At 41.2% G+C, this 21,644-nt stretch carries 22 protein-coding genes; 15 read left to right on the top strand and 7 right to left on the bottom strand.

What is annotated here, in order from left to right; translation table 11 throughout:
- Positions 1-165: 165 nt before the first annotated feature.
- From hslO to ACYQ28_RS09935, 4 genes are all read right to left on the bottom strand, one after another.
- Positions 166-1,059, bottom strand: a complete 894-nt coding sequence (gene hslO, locus ACYQ28_RS09950) for an Hsp33 family molecular chaperone HslO (protein WP_460049761.1) — start codon at positions 1,057-1,059, stop codon at positions 166-168.
- 245 nt (positions 1,060-1,304) lie between these two features.
- Positions 1,305-1,754, bottom strand: coding sequence for a DUF4124 domain-containing protein (locus ACYQ28_RS09945; protein WP_460049759.1), 450 nt, complete (start codon positions 1,752-1,754; stop codon positions 1,305-1,307).
- A gap of 131 nt (positions 1,755-1,885) precedes the next feature.
- A complete protein-coding gene (locus ACYQ28_RS09940) occupies positions 1,886-3,481 on the bottom strand; it encodes a S1C family serine protease (protein WP_460049757.1) in 1,596 nt (531 codons plus the stop codon).
- Positions 3,482-3,740: 259 nt separating this feature from the next.
- Positions 3,741-4,145 (bottom strand): RNA-binding S4 domain-containing protein, encoded by a 405-nt coding sequence (locus ACYQ28_RS09935; protein ID WP_460049755.1) that lies wholly within the window; start codon positions 4,143-4,145, stop codon positions 3,741-3,743.
- A 222-nt stretch (positions 4,146-4,367) separates the two neighbouring features.
- Between ACYQ28_RS09935 and ACYQ28_RS09930 the strand changes: the two genes are divergently transcribed.
- The 7 genes from ACYQ28_RS09930 (at position 4,368) to ACYQ28_RS09900 (ending at position 11,649) form a co-directional block, all read left to right on the top strand.
- Positions 4,368-5,477, top strand: coding sequence for a glycosyltransferase family 4 protein (locus ACYQ28_RS09930; protein WP_460049753.1), 1,110 nt, complete (start codon positions 4,368-4,370; stop codon positions 5,475-5,477).
- 171 nt (positions 5,478-5,648) lie between these two features.
- Positions 5,649-6,659, top strand: coding sequence for a glycosyltransferase (locus ACYQ28_RS09925; protein ID WP_460049751.1), 1,011 nt, complete (start codon positions 5,649-5,651; stop codon positions 6,657-6,659).
- A gap of 6 nt (positions 6,660-6,665) precedes the next feature.
- Positions 6,666-7,376: a YrbL family protein gene (locus ACYQ28_RS09920; RefSeq protein ID WP_460049749.1), complete on the top strand. Its 711-nt coding sequence runs from the start codon at positions 6,666-6,668 to the stop codon at positions 7,374-7,376.
- A 56-nt stretch (positions 7,377-7,432) separates the two neighbouring features.
- Positions 7,433-8,470: a glycosyltransferase gene (locus ACYQ28_RS09915; protein ID WP_460049747.1), complete on the top strand. Its 1,038-nt coding sequence runs from the start codon at positions 7,433-7,435 to the stop codon at positions 8,468-8,470.
- A 6-nt stretch (positions 8,471-8,476) separates the two neighbouring features.
- A complete protein-coding gene (locus ACYQ28_RS09910; protein WP_460049745.1) occupies positions 8,477-9,721 on the top strand; it encodes an O-antigen ligase family protein in 1,245 nt (414 codons plus the stop codon).
- Between the two features lie 22 nt (positions 9,722-9,743).
- On the top strand, positions 9,744-10,817 hold the full coding sequence (locus tag ACYQ28_RS09905; protein ID WP_460049743.1) for a glycosyltransferase: 1,074 nt from the start codon (positions 9,744-9,746) through the stop codon (positions 10,815-10,817).
- Positions 10,818-10,857: 40 nt separating this feature from the next.
- Entirely contained in the window at positions 10,858-11,649 is a 792-nt protein-coding gene (locus tag ACYQ28_RS09900; protein ID WP_460049741.1) for a glycosyltransferase family 25 protein, read from the top strand.
- 122 nt (positions 11,650-11,771) lie between these two features.
- Here ACYQ28_RS09900 and ACYQ28_RS09895 read toward each other — a convergent pair whose 3' ends face one another.
- A complete protein-coding gene (locus ACYQ28_RS09895; RefSeq protein WP_460049739.1) occupies positions 11,772-12,722 on the bottom strand; it encodes an ELM1/GtrOC1 family putative glycosyltransferase in 951 nt (316 codons plus the stop codon).
- A gap of 1 nt (position 12,723) precedes the next feature.
- The gene (yrfG, locus tag ACYQ28_RS09890) at positions 12,724-13,374 is read right to left on the bottom strand and encodes a GMP/IMP nucleotidase (protein ID WP_460049895.1); all 651 of its coding nucleotides are present in this window, start codon (positions 13,372-13,374) and stop codon (positions 12,724-12,726) included.
- A gap of 106 nt (positions 13,375-13,480) precedes the next feature.
- Here yrfG and cysQ point away from each other — a divergent pair, with 106 nt between their 5' ends.
- From cysQ to ACYQ28_RS09850, 8 genes are all read left to right on the top strand, one after another.
- Positions 13,481-14,338, top strand: coding sequence for a 3'(2'),5'-bisphosphate nucleotidase CysQ (cysQ, locus tag ACYQ28_RS09885; protein WP_460049737.1), 858 nt, complete (start codon positions 13,481-13,483; stop codon positions 14,336-14,338).
- Positions 14,339-15,360: 1,022 nt separating this feature from the next.
- A complete protein-coding gene (locus tag ACYQ28_RS09880; RefSeq protein WP_460049735.1) occupies positions 15,361-15,573 on the top strand; it encodes a hypothetical protein in 213 nt (70 codons plus the stop codon).
- A gap of 581 nt (positions 15,574-16,154) precedes the next feature.
- A complete protein-coding gene (locus tag ACYQ28_RS09875; RefSeq protein WP_460049733.1) occupies positions 16,155-16,379 on the top strand; it encodes a hypothetical protein in 225 nt (74 codons plus the stop codon).
- A gap of 118 nt (positions 16,380-16,497) precedes the next feature.
- Complete coding sequence (locus ACYQ28_RS09870) at positions 16,498-16,770, top strand: BufA1 family periplasmic bufferin-type metallophore (RefSeq protein WP_460049731.1); 273 nt, start codon at positions 16,498-16,500, stop codon at positions 16,768-16,770.
- Between the two features lie 10 nt (positions 16,771-16,780).
- Entirely contained in the window at positions 16,781-17,638 is an 858-nt protein-coding gene (gene bufB / locus ACYQ28_RS09865) for an MNIO family bufferin maturase (protein WP_460049729.1), read from the top strand.
- A gap of 250 nt (positions 17,639-17,888) precedes the next feature.
- Entirely contained in the window at positions 17,889-18,554 is a 666-nt protein-coding gene (locus tag ACYQ28_RS09860) for an HvfC/BufC family peptide modification chaperone (RefSeq protein WP_460049727.1), read from the top strand.
- A gap of 8 nt (positions 18,555-18,562) precedes the next feature.
- A complete protein-coding gene (locus ACYQ28_RS09855; RefSeq protein WP_460049725.1) occupies positions 18,563-19,066 on the top strand; it encodes an RNA polymerase sigma factor in 504 nt (167 codons plus the stop codon).
- The gene (locus ACYQ28_RS09850; RefSeq protein WP_460049723.1) at positions 19,063-19,716 is read left to right on the top strand and encodes a hypothetical protein; all 654 of its coding nucleotides are present in this window, start codon (positions 19,063-19,065) and stop codon (positions 19,714-19,716) included. Before ACYQ28_RS09855 ends, ACYQ28_RS09850 begins: the two co-directional genes overlap by 4 nt.
- Before the next feature lie 40 nt (positions 19,717-19,756).
- Here the strand turns inward: ACYQ28_RS09850 and ACYQ28_RS09845 are convergent, their stop codons facing one another.
- On the bottom strand, positions 19,757-21,136 hold the full coding sequence (locus tag ACYQ28_RS09845; protein ID WP_460049721.1) for a di-heme oxidoredictase family protein: 1,380 nt from the start codon (positions 21,134-21,136) through the stop codon (positions 19,757-19,759).
- Between the last annotated feature and the right edge of the window lie 508 nt (positions 21,137-21,644).

Below are 21,644 nucleotides of genomic sequence, written 5' to 3'. Positions count from 1 at the left end.
TTGGTTAACTGTCAAGCATCAAGGAATATCTGGCCACTGGGATCTACCTTGGTGCACCGTCAAAACAGCTTTGAGGGGCGATGGATTATGACAGAAAAGCCGCTCAATGGCGAAGAGCTGTGTGGATGAATTTACCGTTGGTAACAAATTTCTCTATTTAACTTTCTAGTGAAGTGTGTGCTTCTCTTTGTTGAAGAGAATTTTCGCGTCATCGCGAGTAAATTCGTAATGTGACAGGCAAAACTGGCAGTCGATCGTAATGGTTTCTTGTTCATCGAGCAGATCAAAAACGTCTTTCTCACCGAGAGAAATAAGCGCATTAGCAGATCGTTCTTTTGAACAGTTGCAATTGAAAGAAACCGAGGTACTGTCAAACGTTCGCACTTCAAACTCATTAAATAGTCGATACAGAAGCTGGTCTTGGCCTAACTCCAAAAGCTCAACATCTTTCACGGTTGACGCAAGATGTACGACGGTTTCCCAGTACTCTTCGTTGGTATCGCTTGAGGCGTTTAATTGTTTGGGTAAAGCTTGAATCAATAGGCCCGCGCAACGATGCTTGTCGGCGGCAAACCAGAGTTTGGTATTGAGTTGTTCAGATTGAAAAAAGTAGTGTTCTAGGCATGCCGCTAAGGTCGGGTATTCCACGGGAACTATGCCCTGATAACGCTCGCCGTCTTGAGGTTCGATAATGATGGAAATTACACCATTACTACCGATTAGCTCTTTAAAGCTTAGCCCGCTTAGGTTGGATGTATCTGCGTCTTCTTCTAAACGAACTACTGCTCGCAATTCTTTTTGATTGGTACATTCCGCCACCAACAGTTTCACAATTCCTTCACCGCGCGCTTGAATCGATAAAATTCCCTCGAATTTAAGTGTCGAAGCAAGCAGGCTCGCCGCAGCCAAGAACTCACCCAACAGCAATTCGATACGCTCGGGAAAGCCTCGTCCGCTAACCGCGGCTTGGAATGTGTTTTCGAGTTGCACCACTTCGCCACGAATATCGGCTTGTTCAAACAAAAAACGTTTTTGTTGATCTGAAGTAGGCTGATCCATAAATATATCCGTTGGTTATTAAAAAAAATCTAAGAAAACTAAGATGCTAGATTATTGATGCCCTTGACGATAATTCAAGGGCTACAATGTTTGTTTTAGTGACGTTGCTTTTGCGTTGCGCCACGAATTTTTATTTTAGGAAGGCTTTGGGAGAGATGCTGTAACAAGTGTTTGCTAAAAACCGTACAGGCGCGGTACAAAATTGATTCGACAAAGTTAGTTCAGTGACAGATTTTACTCTGACACTACTTGCAATATTTATCGATAGCCTGCTTGAGCTTTTGCTCTCGGCGCGCACGTTCTTCTTCAGAGACATCATAAACCGTCCCATCTTTATCTTTGAACACAACCGGACCTTGAATTTTTTTCAGTTCGACGCGCGCTTTGGAGCAATCTTGCTGACGAAGTGCTCGCTCACGTTGTTTTTCTCGCTCTGCTTGTTGTGCTACGGCTCGCTCTTGTGGCGTCTCTGGTAATGCAGTGCCAAATTCTGAGGCCGGTTGGGCCTCAGTGACGTTAACCGGGCCAATATCTTCTTCTTTAACATCCTTCGCTTTTTTGTCGTCGGGCTTTTTATCGCTGTAATGGACTTTACCGTTTTCATCAACCCAACGATAAATGCCTCCCTGAGACCAAGCTTGAAAAGAAGTGGTGATTGCTATGGAGCACAAAGTAGCTGCAAATATTTTTTTCATGATGTAGGCGATTTTAGTCGAGTCGTTCTGTCAGTAATTGTTTCAATGCTGTTGGATGTCAAAATTCTAATCTATTCAAGCATCGACGAGCAGGTTAAATTTCCAAACTCCTAAAAGCATCACAAACTGAGTTAGTCATCAAGGTTGTGAACGGTTTTAGATGTTAAACCTGTTTGTATGGCGCTGTCTGTACGAATCGCTTGAGCAGCTTTTTCCGTTCTTTGATCAAACAAGCCTTCCGAATAGGATGATGGCAATCCATAGAGCTTTTCGATTTTCTCTTGTGTGGCCAGTGCTTCTTGATGGTCGATAATCATCTGAAAACCACGATCATCGGCAAGATGGACGAAGTCACCGTTGTAGTTTTTAAGTGTGTTTGCAAAACTGGCAAAGTCTTTTACCGGTTCACCATTCATGGTGTCGATCACCCAATTACTCCAGTTATGGTAGCCAAGGTTAACATCTGCGGCCAAAACCTTCAGTGCGACGACTAATTCTTGTCGATCTGGCGAAGACCACACTTGTCGAGAATACAAAAACTCAACGGGTGCTTGGTTGTGCCAATCTCGGCCCCAGCGTTTAATAAGGTTCATGTTTAAAGGTACGAACACCACACCGCCATAGACAAAATATTGCGGCAATTGATCGTACTGCGGCCCCAATACTAGGCTGCGATTAACGCGGCTCTGTTCGGCAATTGTGTTGACAGTCATTTCTTCGCCGTCGCGAAGCAGCGTAAATTTGATGCTATCACCGGGCTGTAGGTTATCGACGACAAATTTAAAGTCAGCGCGTAAATCGTTGTCGATTTTTACGGTTTCGTTATCGGCAATTTCGTAGTTGTTGATCCCAAGAAGAATATCACCTTCGTGTATTACCTCTGCGGCGGCGCTGTCTTTAAATACCTTTGTCACCAAAATGCCTTGATGATCACCTTTAATTTTGTAGGCGCGTTTGCTGGCCGGGTTTTCTAAGCTTTGGGTGCGAAATCCAAGATCGGGTATACCGTGGAAGACACCGTCTTTTGCGTCTTCAAGAACATGCTTAATAACTGACGGCGGCACAAAATAACCCAGGTTTTCTGCCCGTCCGCCCGCGGTCGCCTGCATGACCACACCGACAATTCTATTGTCAACGATCACCGGGCCACCGCTGTTGCCGGGGTTAATTGCGGCATCAATTTGTCCGGCCAGAAGATAACTGCCGGCGTGCGCGTAGCGCTGATGCTCGACTCGCGAAAGTATGCCACGGGTAATGCTTAAGGTTTCACCGCCAAAGGGAAATCCGAACACAGATACTTCTGTCAGTGGGTCTGGTAAATCGCCGATTTTCAGCGGATTTAATCCATCGAAGAAGCTTTTATCTTCAACTGCTAATATGGCTAAATCAGCTTCATGGGAGACAAAATCAACTTTCGCTAGGTATTTTTGTGGGTCATTGTGCTTCTGAACTTGTAAATATCGTGCGTCGGCGATGACGTGGGCATTGGTCAGTATTCGATTACCGTCAATCACGGCACCAGAGCCACTGGTCTGCTCCAAATTAAGCAAGCGCCAAGGCGTAAAGTAATCCGGTGCGGCTCGGGTGGTATGAATCTTAATTACGGCTTGTTTTAATCGTTGCAGCGCCTTTGCATCTTCAGAGATGTCGTTAGCTAAAACGGTGTTTGCGCTCACGCACAATAACACCAAGGCTCCGATTTTTACGGATTGGAAAATTCTCGCCATCACTAGTCCATAACGGTGTGTGTCTAAAAACTGTTTGATCGAAACGCGCACAAATAGACCCATAATGCTTAATAACCCTTAAATCTAATTCATTGCAGAAATACCCGAAATTAATCCGTTCGTTAAGGTATTTCTTCATACACACTGCCAATTCTGCAAGCAATAAAGGCTTTTTTGAGGTCGGTAGTGATCGCTAATTTCTCAACCTTCTTACCAACAGCTTAGATGGATTTGGCAGGACATAATTTTTCCTGAACCGTTAATCTTCGTCTTGGTTTGCCTGTGTATCTATTCGCTTGAAACGGTGAATTTGACGGCGCTGTTTTTTGTTTGGTCGGTGTTCGGATAGAACGCCCATAATTCCACCGGCTTTTCGTTGCTCTGCGGCGGTTTTACGGGCGGCAATACTTTTCTCGGTTTCTTCGTACAGTAGTTGAGCTTCTGGCGCACCACGTCGTTTGTCTGACAGCGCTTTAACTTCAACTTCGATCTTGTCCCAGCCTTGCTGAATTATCAGGCTTAAGCCAACGGTTAGGTCTTTACTGGCTTTCACTCGTTGTCCTTCGCAATGAACCTTGCCGCCTTCTATTGCTTGCTTGGCCATATTCCGAGTTTTAAAAAAACGCGCTGCCCAAAGCCATTTATCGATTCTTACTTTATCCATATTGCCCAATTAGCTTGTAAATAGGAGGTCGTTTGTTGAGTTTTTCGGTAATAGTGCTGAACATTGCTACCTGCTTAAGTACAATGCAACCATTCTTGCTGGTGAACTCTTACGGCTGTGATTACACCGCATTATTTGGGATCAATGGCGCATTCGCAATCCTAGATTAGGATTCAACGCGCATATTTTGTTTAATCATTCAGATTATTAAGAAGAAGTTTCTTGCGTATTTTACAGGTTTTACCCGAGCTGAATTCAGGTGGTGTAGAGCGTGGCACCGTGGAATTTGGCGCTTACCTTCAACGTCACGGACACGAATCCCACGTTATATCCGCCGGTGGTCGATTGGTTAACCAGTTACAGCAAGAAGGCTCGATTCATCATCAACTGCCCGTTCACAAAAAAAGTCTTTTGTCGGTTCGCTGGGTGCCAAGGCTTCGACGTCTTATTGAAGAAATTTCCCCGGATATCATCCACGTACGCTCCAGAATGCCGGCGTGGTTGACGTGGTTGGCGATAAAAAACGCTACTGCGCGACCAGCTCTTGTTTCTACTTTTCACGGTTTGTATTCGGTCAATCGATACAGTGAAATCATGGGCTGTGGTGATCAAGTCATTGCTGTGTCTGAATACGTCAAAAACTACATTGTAAACAGTTATCCTCGAATAGATGCTGAGAAGATCAGTGTGATCCACCGAGGCGTTGATACCGATCGTTTTCAGCTTGGTTACCAACCGGATGCGGAATGGTTTTTACGTTTTCATCAAGAGTACCCACATCTCAAGGATCAGCCTATTGTGTTGATGCCGGGGCGACTTAGCGCTTGGAAAGGTCATGAGCACTTTATTGCGCTAATGAAGCGACTCAAACAGCAGGGAATTCAAGCACAAGGCGTGATTGTTGGTGGCCCGACGCCGGGAAAAGAAGCTTACGAACAACATCTGCATAATCTGGTTGACCAAGAGAATTTAAACGATGTAGTGACCTTTTTAGGACATCGTTCAGACATACAAAATTTGTATTCTATTAGCACAATTGTATGCAACTTATCGGAAAAGCCTGAGCCTTTTGGTCGCACAGTAATTGAAGCTCTGGCATTAGGAAAAATGGTTGTCGCCTTTGATGAGGCGGGGCCCGGCGAATCTTTGGCGGAGTGCTTTCCGAGTGGTTTGGTAGCTAAAGGTGACGAAAATGGGCTATTTTCCTGCGTGACTCGTCTCTTAAAAGACCCACAACCTGCATTTATTAAAGAAAATTTCACTTTACAATATCAGGCTGAGCAAACGCTTGCTGTTTATGAGCGAGCCTTGTCTTTGCGTCACCGTGAATAATGGTAAAGCTGGCGAGACTGCAAAAAAAACGCCTAAACCCAGGTAACTCGGCGTTCACAAAAGAAATGATGTTGTCTAGGCCGGATCGGTATTTGCGATTGATGATCTTATTGTCAGCCGCTATATTGGCGCGTTTATGACGACTTACTAAAAGGCTTTAAATCACTACTTATGCGCATTCTTCACGTAGCTCACCAGCAATTGCGAAAATACGGCCACAATCGAGTTAGTTGGGCTCAAAAGCTTTACTTCGGTTTAATTCGAAACGTGCATTGTGTGCAGGCGTTTAGTGATCGAGACGTAGCCGCCTTTGAGGCGCCCTTTGGTATTCGTGATCTGGGTAAGAAAAAAGCCAATCAGCGCTTGTTACAAACCGTCGAAGCCTTCGAACCGGATCTAATGGTCGTGGGACATTGCGACATCATTACCAATGAAACCCTAGAAGAGGCGCGCAAGATAAACCCAAGTTTAGTGATTGCCGGTTGTAATAACGACCCTTTATTTGTGCCGGATAATGTCGAGAAGATTCGTCACCGTGTTGACGTTGTGGATGCGATGTTTGTTTCTACCGGCGTGAAAGAGCTCACTCAATTTGAAGGGAAGCGCGCGAAACTTTGGCACATGCCCAATCCTGTCGATAGCAGTATCGAAACCTTTGATAGCTCCGCTTACGACGACCTTCCCGCCGATGTCATTTTTTGCAGTAAAGAAACCACTCACACCGAACGCGGACAACTCGTCTCTTATTTAAAAGACAATCTTCCCAAGGCGGTAACCTTCAGAACACCCGGTAGTTTTGGTGAAGAGAACGTTTGGGGGCGAGATTATGATCGAGCCTTATCACAATCAAAAATGGGACTTAATTTAAATCGCCAAGAAGCGTTTCATTGGTACTCGTCGGCGCGAATGGCGCAATTGGCCGGTAATGGCTTGCTGACGTTTACCCATCAAAATGGTCGTTTTGATGAATTTATGCCGCCTGAATCTCTGGTGTATTTTTCCAGTGACGAAGATCTACAAGCGAAGATTGTTGATTTTCACCAAGACAACGCCAAACGTCGGTACTGGGCCAGCCGAGCGCGTGAGTTTTTCCATCGCGAAATAAACTCTACGTTGTATGCCCAATACATTGTCGAGGCGTCTATGAATCTCAAGTTCAGCCACCCATACGTTTGGGCTTAAGTGTTAGTGGATACACTCGATTTAGGTGGATCTGAAAACGCTTTTGCTCGTGGCGGTAATCGCTTGTGTTTTGTTCATCCCAAATATCCTGACCAATGCGTGAAAGTCTTACGTCCAGATAGAACACCCGAGATTAAACGTCAGGAGCGCCGCTTTCCCAGAAATTTAAAACCGCTGCGTTATTTTGATGATAATTACCAAGAGTTTAAGGTTTATCAGTTAATCGAAAAACACATCGGTGAAGCTGCGTTCCAATTAATACCTCGATGTTTTGGTGAAATATCCACAAACTGGGGAACTGGGTTGGTCAGCGAAATCATTAAAGATGAAGATGGTTTGGTGTCTTTATCATTAAAACAATACCTTTGGGTGCACGGTAAAACCGACACAATTACCCGCGCTGTAGCAGACTTTATCGACCTATGGTCGAGACTTGGCATGCCGTCACGAAATTTATTACTCCATAATTTGGTTGTGCAAACAAATGCCGACGGTATTCGTCGAATTGTGGCTATCGATGGTTTAGGTTGGCCAGATGTATTGCCTTTGGCCTATTTTGTAAACTTCCTTGCGCGGAAAAAAGCCCGAAGAAAAGCACAGCGCTTATGGAACAGCATTGACGAACTGCTGCATAAAAAAGCGGTGGGCGGTGATTGGGGTTACCATGGCTGGATGGACGACCAACAACGTCGGTTAGTCAGTGGCGAGAGCCCTTAACTTTTTTAAAAAGCGTGTGCAAATACAAACAAATAATTTTTGAAATGAACGTATAGATGGTTAAACGATTAAAAGTTGCGACAGCTCTAGCCGGTGCTCCAGTAGGTGGTGCCGAGACATTTTTTACACGTTTCTCATGCCAACTGCATAAGACGAACGCGGTTGATGTTCGGGTTTTTACCCGAGATAACGCCATACGCCAACCGGAATTCGACAAAGCGAATGCAAACGTCGAACATTTTCGTTTCGGTGGAAAACTCGATTTGATCGATCATTGGGCTTACCGCAGGGCGTTGAAAAAATTTGCTCCCGATATCGTTTTGACTTTTATGAACCGTGCCACACAACTAACGCCAAAAGGTGATTATCAATTGGTGGGGCGCTTAGGACATTATTACGATCTCAAATATTATCGCCATTGCGATTACTGCATCGGTATTACCCGAGGTATTTGCGACCATTTAATTCAGGGCGGTATTCCTGCCAGCCGAGTGGTGCATATTCCCAACTTTGTTGACGAGACCGTCGCCGAGGCTGCGACCAAATCCAGTTTAGGTATTAAAGATCAAGAACCTATGATTCTTGCTCTGGGTCGATTGCATGTGAACAAGGCATTTGATGTTTTAATTCCCGCGTTTGCCAAACTCGATGCAGGCGTTTTGTGCATAGCGGGTGATGGCCCGGAAAAAGACGCTTTGCAAGCACAGGCAAAATCTCTGGGTATTGAAGATCGCGTCAAGTTTTTAGGATGGCGCACGGATATTAATAATTTATTGCGAGCGTCCGATTTGTTTGTTTGCTCATCGCGAAGCGAAGGCTTAGGTAGTATTGTTCTAGAGGCCTGGTTTAATCGCTGTCCAATGGCAGCCGTGGCTTCTCAAGGCCCCGGTGAGTTAATTCGTAATGGTGACACGGGTTTGCTCTCGCCAATCGACGATGTGGATGAGTTGAGTGAAAATATGCGCGTTATTTTGGCAGATCAGTCTCTTGCACAATCGCTGTCTGTAAATGGCTACAACGAATACCTGCAAAATTACAGCCGAGATAAAATTATTGGCGATTATTTAGATTTCTTTAACACAATTGCGGTGTAACGATTTATGCAGCAATTAACCTCTGTATTCTCGGCTGGCAATACTTTTGCGCGATATTGGCTAAATTTTTGGTTTGGCGCTCTATTAGTAGGTTTTTATTGCGTTACCGTTGGATTTTTTGTTTTTCCGAGTAATTCTGGTATTCAATCTGGCTTTTATTCATTAGTAGCTTTGCCAACGGCAATGATTTTGATTTATCAGAGGCCGAGCCAATTAAACACAAAGCTGTTTTTATTATTTTTGGCAGCACCCATATATTTAGCTGTTTCCAGTTTTTGGGCCGACCCCAATGTCGCAGACACCTATCGCGAGCCATTATTTTTTTTAAAGTTATCACTGCTGCTATTTTTGTTTTTCATTTCCATTCGACTGCTGTTTGATCGGTACCAACAATTTTTAGAAATTTGGATTTACGTTTTTGCCATTATCGGCTCGGTGAGTGCATTAGTCGGTCTGGTCGATTACATCATTGAACATCATGCAGTTCTGCCCGCACGTTTTCCTCGATTTAAAGGTGTTATTTGGGGCGGCGATACCAATCGAGTTGCCGCCTTCTACGGTATCGGTTTTTTAGCAAATTTGTACCTCTTAAATAAAGGGACGCTTAAATTTAAAATAATTGCCGGGCTTGGCTTAATTCCAATTTTAATGTGCATTCTACTGGCCCAGAGCAAAGCGCCGCTTGTGATGCTGGGTCTTGCCGTACTTGGGTTTTCTGCCACCGGTCTTAAGCGCAAAAACTACCTTTGGCTTGGTATCACCTTAATTATTTTTAGTGGTATAGCTGCTTGGTTAGTCTTTGGAAATAACACCTTTGCACGCTCATACTCGTTTTTTATTCGCGGAGAAATTTGGTCGAAGGCTCTTGAACAGTTGGGCGACCAGTGGTTTTGGGGGGCGGGATTGAATTACCGGGTTAACCTTATTGCCGACGGTACTACCTTTGGACAAGCTCATAATCTCTTGATCGATGCTATGCGATTTGGTGGTGTCGTTGTAGTCACGTTATTAAGCGCGCAAATATTGTGCGCATTGTATTTGTACATTTCACGAATACAGTTAACCGCTTTGAATATTTTTCTTTTGGCTTGGTTTTTAACGGGTTTGGCTACCGCATTAGTGGAAGCTCAGCAACCCTTAATTCGACCCAGTTATATTTGGCTGCTGTACTGGATACCCTTAGCTCTAATTTATCAAAATTCGAAATTCTCTCGTAAGGCAAGTGACAGCACTTGTCGTGAGCTTGAATAAACAGTGTTTGGATGTAAAGACAATGAAGTCAACTATTCGAGTGCTTGCCTGGCCCAAGGACAAAAACAAACTCAGTAATCCTTATAATTTTATTTTGTACGGAGCCATGTCTTCGAATGTAATCGTTGATGAGTTTCATCATCGATCAATGCGGGTTTCAGGACAGAATATTTTTCATCTTCATTGGCCCGATTTGTTGCTGCGTGATAAGCGTTGGTGGCGAGCAGTATATCGATTTTCTCGCTTATTAAGAGCGATTAAAAAATTTAAACAGCAGGGTGGCAAAGTGGTGTGGACTGTTCATAATTTGCAGCCACATTCCCTTCGATTTCCTCAGTTGGCCGAATATTTTATGGAAAAATTCATCAAAAATGTTGATGGATTTTTATTTCTCTCCCAATACAGTCGTGACTGTTTTCTTGAAAAGTATCCTCAAGTTGAGGCAACGCCTTGGGCGATTACCGCCCATGTACACTACCAGTCTTATTATGGAATCGAGCATTCCAATGAAGGCTCTAATTGTCTAAACGATTCTGAAGATACAAGTTGCGATACCGTCAAAAATTGTGCAGTTCCGACTATTTTAATGTTTGGTAAAATTCGTGATCACAAGGGATTGGATGCGTTAGTTGAGGCAAAGTCACAATTACCTGAAGATTCCTGCCAGCTTTCGATAGTGGGTGATCTAGGAAAATATCAATTAGATCAAGACATATTAAAATATATTGATCGTGATACAAACATAACGACCACCTTTGAATACATTCACGATCGGGATATTCCAAAATATTTTTCAAAATCCTCTGCGGTAATACTACCCTATACAGATATTCTGAATTCGGGAACGGCGGTCTTAGCTTTGTCATTTAATGTACCGATAATTGCCCCTAAAATCGGTAGTTTAATCAGCTTAAGAGATGAGTTTGGCGATGACTGGGTTTATCTGTACGATCAACCTTTAAACGCAGAAAAATTAGCCGCCTCTTTAGAGTGGTTGAAGCAGCGTAGGTCTGGCACAATTAACCTTGCTTCATTGAAACCAGCAAAAATTGCAGAACAAACCGAAGACTTTTACCGGATATTGATCGATCGTTAGTTACACAAGACGATAAAAATATAACTCAGGGGATTGAGTTTTGAAGTTAGCTGTAATTACATTAAATCCTAAATCCGAACCTGTGCAATTACTTACAGAGTCTTTATTGAATCAAGGTTTAATCGTTGACGAGTATTATGCCGTCGATGGTCGCGAGACTATGCCCGCAATGGAAAAGGGTGAAATTCTCGATCAAAAATTGGCAATGTTTAATCGTCGTTGGCCACTTACAAAAACCGAAGTAGGTTGTTATCTTTCTCATCTGCGAATTATTCGTAACGCCTACGAATCCGGTGAATCACATCTGTGCATATTAGAAGACGACGTAATTGTTGAACCCGAGCTGGCTGAAGTTCTTGCGCACATCACTGCACTGGATGACAGTGCTCATTTTGTGCGACTGATGGCCTTAAAACGTCGCAAGCGTAAATGGATTTCTGCGCTGACTGATAAGTATTCATTAACTCGGCCGCTACGAGGATCTTTGGGTACTCAAGGTTATGTGTTAAATCGAGTGGGAATGGGGCGGGTGTTAAAGTACGCTTCTGTGATTTCTATGCCGATCGATAAATTCTACGACAGTTTTTTTCTATACGGTTTGAATGCTTATACCGTTGAACCACACGTTATCCACGAACGACATGAATCTTCAAGTATTATTAAAACAGAAGGTAAGGTGATGCCCGGAATTTTTTTGTGGATGGGTCATCGTTTGTTAAAGTTGTATCGTAGCCTTCATCGTACAAAAAATTATTTGTTGAATTACTCGCACTACAATCCTGCTCAATACCCCAATAAAGACATCAGCAAAAGCAGTCGATTTCGAGACTAGAACTTTTGTTATTTTGAAAGTCTGTTTCTAAAAACGCTTATCGATTTTTCTTTTAACTGCTGATATAAAAGTTCTTTAATCGGCCGAATATTTTGAATTAAAAATCATTCAATTTCAGATTCTTATAATTTCAATAATTGAATTAATTTTTGAGCCGCTTCAATGTGCGGGTTTAACGGTTTATCTCGCTTAGGCGGTTCTTTAAACTCTTGCTGATTAACTTGCCCGACCAAATTTAGCGATAGTAAACTTTGATTACTTTTTTCCAACTTGTTTTTCGGTGATTTACTCATTAATCCTATAACGCCAACAAATGCTCTGGTATTGAGAGCTTCTGCAATCATCGAAGCTGAATCAGCTGTCACCCAAATATGCTGCGTTTGATTTAATTGCTCAGCAAGCCATTGCTTGTCGAGATCATGGTGATCAAAAAAGTTAATATTACTAAAACCCTGTAGCGATTTCTGTAAATAATCGAAATCGGTAACAGGCGTTCGGCGTGAATTTGCAATCTTCCACTGTATTGTATCGTAATGATTTACTATCTTTTTTATCGTTGCCGAGAGCGATTCAATATGCCATTCATAATGTTGATTAATACCACCCAGCAAAATCAGCCCAAAGGGTTGATTTTTAAAAGAGCTATTATTGGGTGAATAAGGTTTAGTCACTTCACCTGACTCTGGGGCGAGCGCGATTGGAGTAATAATTCTTTTCGCAGACTCGGTATAACCATCGTGAGCGGGTGTTAACACCGCATCAAAACACGCGAGAGGAAGACTTGGATTCATGATAATGACGGCTTTAGCGTGCCATTTATTTTTGGCCGCTAAAACCGATAGATGAGTTCTATGGCCTACACCAATACAAATATCTGGAATAAAATCGATGTTAAAAATATCCGTCGAAAAGGCGATGGCTTTTAACGCAGCTGTAGTTTTAACATAATGAGCGTCAATAACTTCTATTGCTCTAAATTTTTTTAATCCTTCAATTAACGCCTGGCTTTGTTTTTCGTGTCCGGGTTTGCCATCAACAATACGTAATATTTTTAAAGTGTTATTGGTTGTCATTCTAGTTGGGAATAATTTCATCAAAATGGTGAATGGCCGGAAAATCTACAATTTCACGTTTTTGCTGGCTGTCTGGCTGATGTATACATAATAAATGTTTAATACCAAAATCTTGAGCCGCTCTCAAAATTCTCACCGTATCATCGATGAATAAGGTTTTTTCTGGATTAAATTTTTCCAGTTGATGAAGAGAGTGCCAAAATTCTTGCTGCTCTTTGGGATATTTAAATTGATGCGACGATAAAACCACATCCAGCCATTGATCGATTTTCGTAATTTCAAGTTTTAAATTCAAACTGTCTTGATGGGCGTTGGTGATCAAAACCAACTTTTTATTCATTTTTTTTGCCGCTTTTAAAAATGCTTCAACATAAGGTCTAATTTGAATTTTATGCTGAATTTCACGTTTTAACTCGCCCACATTCACTTTTAATGCCGCTGACCAAAAATCCAAACAATACCAATTCAGAGTTCCCTCGTGCTCTTTTACTTTCGGCAGAATATGTTCAGTGGCTTCGTCCGCCGAAATTCCGTGCAGTTCGCCGTACCGCTTCGGCAAATGCGTCAGCCAAAAATAATTATCAAAATGTAAATCCAGAAGCGTGCCGTCCATATCCAATAGAATGGTGTCGATATCGTCCCAGTCTACAATTGTGTCGTTCATTAGGGCATTCCTCTGTTGCTTAGACCGCATCAAACTTCGATGGTAAGATATTAGGTTCGAAAATCAAAGACTTATCAAAATAAGGCATCCTGCAATGAACGAGACATTACTTAATTGGGCGCAATCGGTTCACAAGATTTGCGAAGATGCTGGCCGAGATATTTTGGAAGTCTATAATCGTACGGGCAACATTGAGGTAGAGACCAAATCGGATGAATCTCCGGTAACCGCTGCCGATTTGGCCGCTCATCAAACCATTATTTCGGGACTGTCTGAACTAACACCCGATATTCCCATTCTTTCGGAAGAATCCGCGCTACCGGATTACAGCATTCGTAAACAGTGGTCTCAATACTGGTTAATTGATCCATTGGATGGCACCAAAGAGTTTATCAATCGCAATGGCGAATTTACCGTCAATATTGCATTGATAAGAGACGGTGACCCGATTCTTGGCATCGTCTATGTGCCCGTAAAAAAGATTGCCTACATCGGTGTGCAAGAACTCGGTGCTTGGAAAATTTGCAACAACGAGCGAAGTGATATTCGCATTCGAACCGTGCAATCGCAAATCGAGCATCATCTCCCGATAGAGCTTGTCGCTAGTCGTCGCCATGGCGCGGAGGCTGTTGAAAATATGATACAAACCCTTGAGACAGAATTTGGTCAAGTTTCAACCAAAAGTATGGGCAGTTCGTTGAAACTTTGCTTGATTGCTGAGGGTGAAGCGGATTTATATCCTCGACTCGCCTTAACGTCTGAGTGGGATACCGCAGCGGCGCATGCCGTCGTTAATGCCGCCGGTGGAAAAGTAATCGACGCCAATTTTGATATTTTGAGATACAACCAAAAAGACAATATTTTAAATCCATATTTCTTTGTGATTGGCGATACCACTTGTCCGTGGGAGAAAATTTTATCGCCTTGGAAAGGTATATCTCCCGATCAATAAGTTGAGATGATTTGATCCAATAATTTTAGTGATTGAATTTTAATATAAATTTTGAATATTCGATCACTATATTTTTTTGATAGTCATTTGCTTTTTGAGAAAATTAAACTACTCAAAACTATCTGACCACTTGGTTTTTTACTTCAAATATTTTCTTTTTTCCAAATTAAGACCCTTCTAAAAAGATTCATTCTCTTCGCTCTATCTATCCAGTAACGATAGTTTTCAATTTCAAATGTCGGCATTATTTTAAATATAAAAATAATCAAGGCTTTGTTACTCGGTTAATTTTGCTAAATTCCTTGGTTTAAGAAATATTTTGATAAGAATCAACTTCTCGGATCGCATTTTTAATAGTTACGATAAAAGTAATTGAATTGCTTTGAGCACGTACATGATTAAATCTATGGCTAAGTGGTTATGGTTTTTAATCGCAGCGTTGGCATGAAACGGTTAAACACAAGCTTTCAGCGTGTTAGCTCTATCTGCTGTTAGAAGATTACTTTGGATTATTTAAAAGTGATTGTGTAAATACAAATATTAGTATGTATTAATTTTTTTTGAAAAAACAAAAGTTTTTAATTAACGATTGACGAATGAGAAATTAAGCAGTAATTTGTATTCAGTGTTGAACGATAATTACATAATGTGTTCGAGCTGTTAAATACTTGGCTGTAAATATTAAACTCAACTTTTATTTATTGGGCATCTCCCAGGTGCTAATGTTTTCAATAAAATAGAAATTTCCCCCGTATTATTTACAGGGTAATTATATATAAGTTTTGTGTTTTCCAAATTTTCTACTTAATTAAAAAGTGTTTCTGCATTTTTTAATTTAATCGGTTTTTTAGTGTGTCAAAAATAAAATATGTATTTTTGATGTATTAATATTTTGGGTAGTTAGTGCATTATTTTTAAAGTTAATTGTAAAAAATAAAAATAATTAGATGTGCCTTCACGTGTGAAAAAAATTTTTTCAATAAAATTTAATTTCGAAACGATCATTTTCTTGGGTTATCACTATGAAATCATTAAAACAGTTGCCATCAAATGTTGATATTCAGCTTTCGGGTGTTTGTAAGGGAAAAATAATGGCTGAAATTACCAGCTTGCAAAGACAGCTTGAAACTTACAGTATCGATACAGAAGTGATCGACATCGCCGTTCTTCAATCTTATAAAGCGATGATTAATTCTCGCCGCCAGTGGTTATCTGGTTTACCTGTGCATTTTTAATTTTAAATCGTTTTCCATCTAAGTCGTTGTTGTCGTTGTACCCTTCCTTGTAGAAGTGTTTTTTAATTTTTTTGTAATCTGACGATGTGCTCATTGAGAGTGCTCCGAAGAACATGCAAACCACATTCAAGTTAACTTGAGTGTGGTTTTTTTTCGACTTCGATTTTATATCAATGAAAGCCCTGATTTACGGTCTATTTATAAGGTCAATAAAAATCTGTTCGACGATTAATTTCTGAAGAAATTAATCGGCATTTATAAATTATGAATTGCTATATTGTGCTAAATTTAAGTTGTTAGAAAAAATTTATCGCAGCAATAGTTTAAATGATGGTGCAAGTTGCGGAAAAATAAATGAGATATTCTTAATATGCTTAAAGGTTTAAGTGTGACCGGCTTTGATATAATTATTTGAATTAATTAATAAATTAAAAAGATAGTCTTCACTGGTTGTTTCTTTTCATAAAATTACTGCTACCCTTTTTCTATACTCCTCCTATTCTGTCTGATGATCAGTTGATTTCTAGATCGGATTAATTTCCAAATTAGATTATAAGTAGCTAACAATCGGGTATTTTTCTATGTCTACGAACAGTGGCTTTGATCCAGAGTTTTGGTACGTTGTTAATCACAAGTTCCATCACTTGGTTTATAGAAGTCGGGATAAAAATAAAGCGAAGGACTACGCAAAACGAAGAAATGCACGCTTAGAACAAGATTTAAAGGAGTATTCTGTAATATCAGGCTTTCAGCTTCAGTCTGAAGGCTTTAGCGAGGCAATGAAGGTTCCGGTAGGAGGCCTTTAACTGTGATGTAAATCACGGGTTCGCTCTAAAAATAATATTTTTCGATGTTCTGCAATCAAACATGAGGATGAGACGTCATTTGATACGAGTCCAATAAAACCTATTAAGGAAATCTCAAATGGCGAACAAAACTCTTCTTACTGCTGCTCTTCTAAGTGTTGCTGCTATCTCTACAACCGCAGTTGCTGTACCTGGTACACCAACCGCTTGGGAAAAGTGTGCTGGCATTGCTAAGGCTGGTCAAAACGATTGTGGCGCTCTAGACGGCTCACATCACTGTGCTGGTCAGGGCACTGAAGAAGCTTCTGAATCTGAATGGGTTTATGTACCTGAAGGTACTTGTGAAAAAATTGCTGGCGGCAAAGTTGCGGCTGTAAAGCCTGCTAAGTAATTTATTAATAATGCCTTCAATAGATTCATTTGCTGGGAAGCAATGCTCTCTCGGTGTTGAGTACATGGGCGCAGGCTTAGGTCTGCGCTTCCCACATATTTACGAAATACTCTCACAAAAGCCTAAAATTAACTGGCTTGAAATTCACATATGCAATTTCATTAATGGTGGACTAAATCAGCAGTTGCTCTATGAGTTGTCTGAAAACTATCCACTGAGTTTTCACGGTGTGAGTCTAAATTTGGGCGGACCTGAGCCGATAGATGTTGCATATCTTCAACGCTTAAAGCAACTCACCAACGAATTACAGCCAAAGCTTGTATCAGAGCACGCGTGCTTCACCTCCTTTGACGGACGTTCTTACCACGATTTATTACCGGTACCTTATACACAAAAATCTGTTGAGCATTTTTGTCGCCGTATCGAGCAGGTACAAGAAACCATTGGTCGTCCCATTCTGATCGAAAATCTGTCTCGTTACGTACAATACTCAGAAAATGAGTTTTCTGAGTCAGAATTCTTATCGCAGCTATGTCAGCGAACTGGGTGCGGTCTACTGTTAGATTTAACAAATGCTTATGTAAACGACAAAAATTTAGGTATTTCGATAGATGCATTCATTGATGCCTTGCCTCATCAATTTATTAAAGAGATTCACTTAGCCGGTTTTTCCACCCACGATGAATGGTTGATTGATACGCATTCTGCTGAAATTCCACAGGAAATCTGGAATCTCTTAGAGCTTTATTTAGATCGGTATCATAACGTTTCGGTTCTGATTGAACGCGATAACAATATTCCCAGTTTTCAAGAACTTTATAATGAATGTTGTCACGCACAATCTATCTTAGACAAGTATCCCTCTTAGGCGAGAATAAGTGACAAAAAATATTCATAATTGTTTTATTCGTTCAAGATTGAGATCAAAAATTTGCCCACGTGCAATGATAATGTAAAGAAACTCTAACCAACCCAGAGTTTGCTAAAACCTAGAATTAGATAAACAGAATTAGAAAAACAAGATCAAAAATAGAGCCAGAAAAGCAGAGCCAAAATAACAGAAAATAACACACCAATATTTATAAGAAGTAACTTAGGGTAGCCGGGGATCTAGGAAAATGACAGATATTAGTCGAGATGTTGACCAGCAAAAATACAATCAAGCGCTAGAGAAATTCGTATCGTCAGTAAACGGTAATACTGCCTTTGACGGCGATTTTCAAGGCAATATAAAACCCTATCAAATCAATCAACGCATGTTGGCATTAAATGTACTGCGTAATAATTTTCCAACCGTTGAGAAAATTTTAGGGGAATCTGTCTTTACAAGCTTAGCTCAAGTGTACGGTAAGTATTATCCGTCTACCTGGTGGGATGTAAATATCTTTGGAGATCAATTCGCCGAATTCTTAGCATCGCAAATAAATAGTGCGAAAGCTGACGCCTATAACTGGGCATTAATTGCCGAAATTGCACAACTTGAATATGCGTTTATTGATCGCTATTACTACCCAGGTCACGACTCTACTCCCGAAGTCCTAATTGAATTCTCACATTTCGATTACGAGGCTCAGCAGTTAATTAAAGAAAATCATCCTAATCTGGTTATTACTTACAACTGTTTGGATCGCTTTCAAAGTACCGCTAATGGAGAAAAATTTCATTCGTCTCATTGGAGTGTTGATTCAAGCCAAAAATCTAAGTTGAAAATATTTTCTGCGAGTGTTTTCCGGCAGAATTTTCAGGTAGTGTCTGCGTTTTCGTGTTCAACTGCTAATCTGTGAATAATGACGTGACGAATTCATTTTTATTTGAACCGCCGCAATTGCAAGAATTTTTTCAGTATGCGTATACCTTGTGTCAAAACCAAGATGATGCTTACGATTTTTTACAAGCTGCTCTGGAAAAATATCTGGGTGAATTACAGGCGGGAAAGGTTATTGCAAATCCAAGTGGATATTTGCGAACAATTATTCGCAATAAATACATTGATTTTTATCGATCTCGACAGCGTTGGCAAAGCGAGTTGTTTGAAGAGCAAGCACCTTATGATATCTCATCTATCGATGTAGAAAGTTTAAATGTCAGTAGAAGTGTGTTGGCACAAATTTGGAGCAAGCTTGCTTCCGAAGACAGAGATATTTTGTACCACTGGGCGATATTAGGCTACAGCACCGATGAAGCCTGTGAATTGCTGAATCTACCACGTGGTACTTTTTTATCTCGCTTACATCGCTTACGTAAATATTGTCAGCAGCTGCAACAAGATGATGAAACAAAGGAAAGCAAGCCATGATTGACGATGAAAATACCGGTAGATCGAAAACGCTGAAATCCGCGATTCGTCATCAAGTAACACAGTTTGAATTAAGTGAAGATAAATTAAACTCGCTCATGACGATTCAAAACGATTTAGCGCAAAAAATTCCGCTCTCTGCGACAGAAGAGCCGGAATCAAACTTTCGAAGATGGCTACCTAATTTACTGATGGCATCTTTTTTAGCCGTGGTAATGGGTGTGTACACATTTTCTAATTCTAATGTCGATCACACACGTGATATTGCCTTAGAAGTTATTGAAAATCACATTAAATTAAAGCCGTTAGAAGTATCTACACAATCGTTTAACGAAGTTCAGATCTTTTTCGACAAGCTCGATTTTATGCCGTCGCAATCTAATTTTTTAGAAACGAGTTGGCAGTTAAACGAACGGCAAATGCTAGGTGGACGTTACTGTTCAATCAGTGGTGATAGTGCTGCGCAGCTTCGATTTAAAAATGATGACCAAATCTACACGCTTTACGAAGTGGGTTATGATGAAAAGTTGTTTGGAAAAATACCAGTAATTAGCGCTGGAGAAAAACCTAAAGAAGTGATTATTAATGGCTTGAAAGCAAGTTTGTGGGTAGAAAAAGGCCTTTTAATGGTATTGGTCACCGAAGCCTAATAAAAAAACTGCCAACAATGTTGGCAGTTTTTTCACTTTCTTATTGGCCTAATGGAAGGTTAGGAATCAATAAACGTGGATCACGAATAACAATTTGTAGACTCTTCAAGAACTCAATCACTTCGGCTTGCTCTTCGGCATCTAATGCTTCAAACGCAGCGCTTGCTGCTTGAGCTTCACCACCGTGCAATAAAATAGCATCAGTTAGTGTTGTTGCACGACCATCGTGTAACCATGGGCCCGTGCTGGCAACGCCCCAAAGTGCTGAAGTTACAAAGTGACGAGTGCTCGCACGATCAACCTGTAATAAAGGCTCTTCTAACGCTTCGCCCATATCATGACGTTTTAGGTCAGAAAAGATTTTTACAGTCGCAGAACCATCACGATTGCGGTTTAGCCGTGGGAAGAAAGATTCGCGGGTTAAATCCAGAGTTGCAACGAAATCTGTACCGGGTGCTGGTTGCTGGAATACAGGATTTTCGATAGTCATTTCCGGTGTGTGACAGCTAGCGCAACCAATTTGCGAGAAGGTTTTTTCGCCAGCAAATACGGCGCGACGCGCGGCTTTTTCTTTGGGTAAAACTTGTGTTGGAATGGGTAATGCCGCTTGGAAGATCGCAGTAGCAGTTACGTCACCAACAGTTAGTTCACGCTCAACACCATCGCCATCGCCATCAATACCAAAACGTTCTTCGGCTTGAATACCAAAATGTTGCTCCATTGCGCCAACCACAAAACTGCGTAGATTAGGCTCGGCTCCAACAACGTTAAACGGACGAATAATTAAATCCTGCGAAACACCTTCAATAGCACTGGTATCTAAGGTTCCATTTGGTAGGGCAGTAATTTCACCAAAGGAAATACCTTTTGCTTCAAGAGGCAGAGTAACAGGAGCCTGGGCGTCGGCAGCAAACGCAATTGCCTCTGCCGCGATAGCAGCTAATTCGGCATTCATTTCTTCAGCAACACGTTGCTTAGCACCGCCACCAAAAACGCTTTGACTATTTTTAACGTTCAAGCCCGCGAATGACGGTGAATCAATATTATCTGGACGATTAAATCCGGGAAAAATATTTGCCGCGTTATCGCTGGCGCCGCCGGCAAATGGTTTGCTGTGACAAGCAGTACAAGCAACCGAGTCGGTGCCGCTGATTCTGTTAAAACCAGTAGCAACACCCACACCGTTTACACCCGGACGGCCTGGATCGCCGTGGCCGTCAAAGCGGTTGAAGTCGGTTGTAAACATAGCCTGCCCGTGAGCGATAATCTCGGCAGATTTAAGTGAGCCATTATCGATTTGTGCTTGCTCGATATGACTGTGATTTGGGCCTTCCCCGATGGCGAAAGCCAATGAGCTAGTGGATAGAACAGCAGCGGTTACGAACCCTTTTGATAGGCTTCTTCTGTTTAATAAAAACACATCTTCTCCTTATCGACCTGACAATTAAGTACGTTTTTTTATTTTTAATATTGGTTGAATAAAATTATTTATAGGAAACTCTGATTAACCTAGAGTTTCTCGCGACACAAGGATGTGTTCTCTGATTAAATCATGGATGAGTTAATCAGAGGTTCCTATAAATAAAGGTTTGGCTGTGAAAGCAACAAATTGATTTAATTAAATACTGCGTAACCTGTTGCACATTAATTCCCTAAGTGATTAGCCATAAAACCACCGACTAACGCATTCTTAATTTCATCAGAAAACGAAAAATGTGATTTTACATTATCACCCAAATTCTACTAAATTAGATTTTTAGAAATTAGCGGCACGTCCTTGTGTCGCCGAAAGCTCCAAATGGATCGGAGTAGTTATGGAAAATCAGTACCTGATAAATTAAGCATTCAGCTATTTAACTGTTCGACAATTTGTCGGCGAATATTATATTGAGCTATAAATTCAGAGGTGGTTACAGATGTGTAACTCT

The organism is Sessilibacter sp. MAH1 (genome assembly GCF_054658315.1).
Note: the sequence above shows the minus strand (reverse complement) of the source record. Positions and strands in the feature narration are given on the sequence as shown.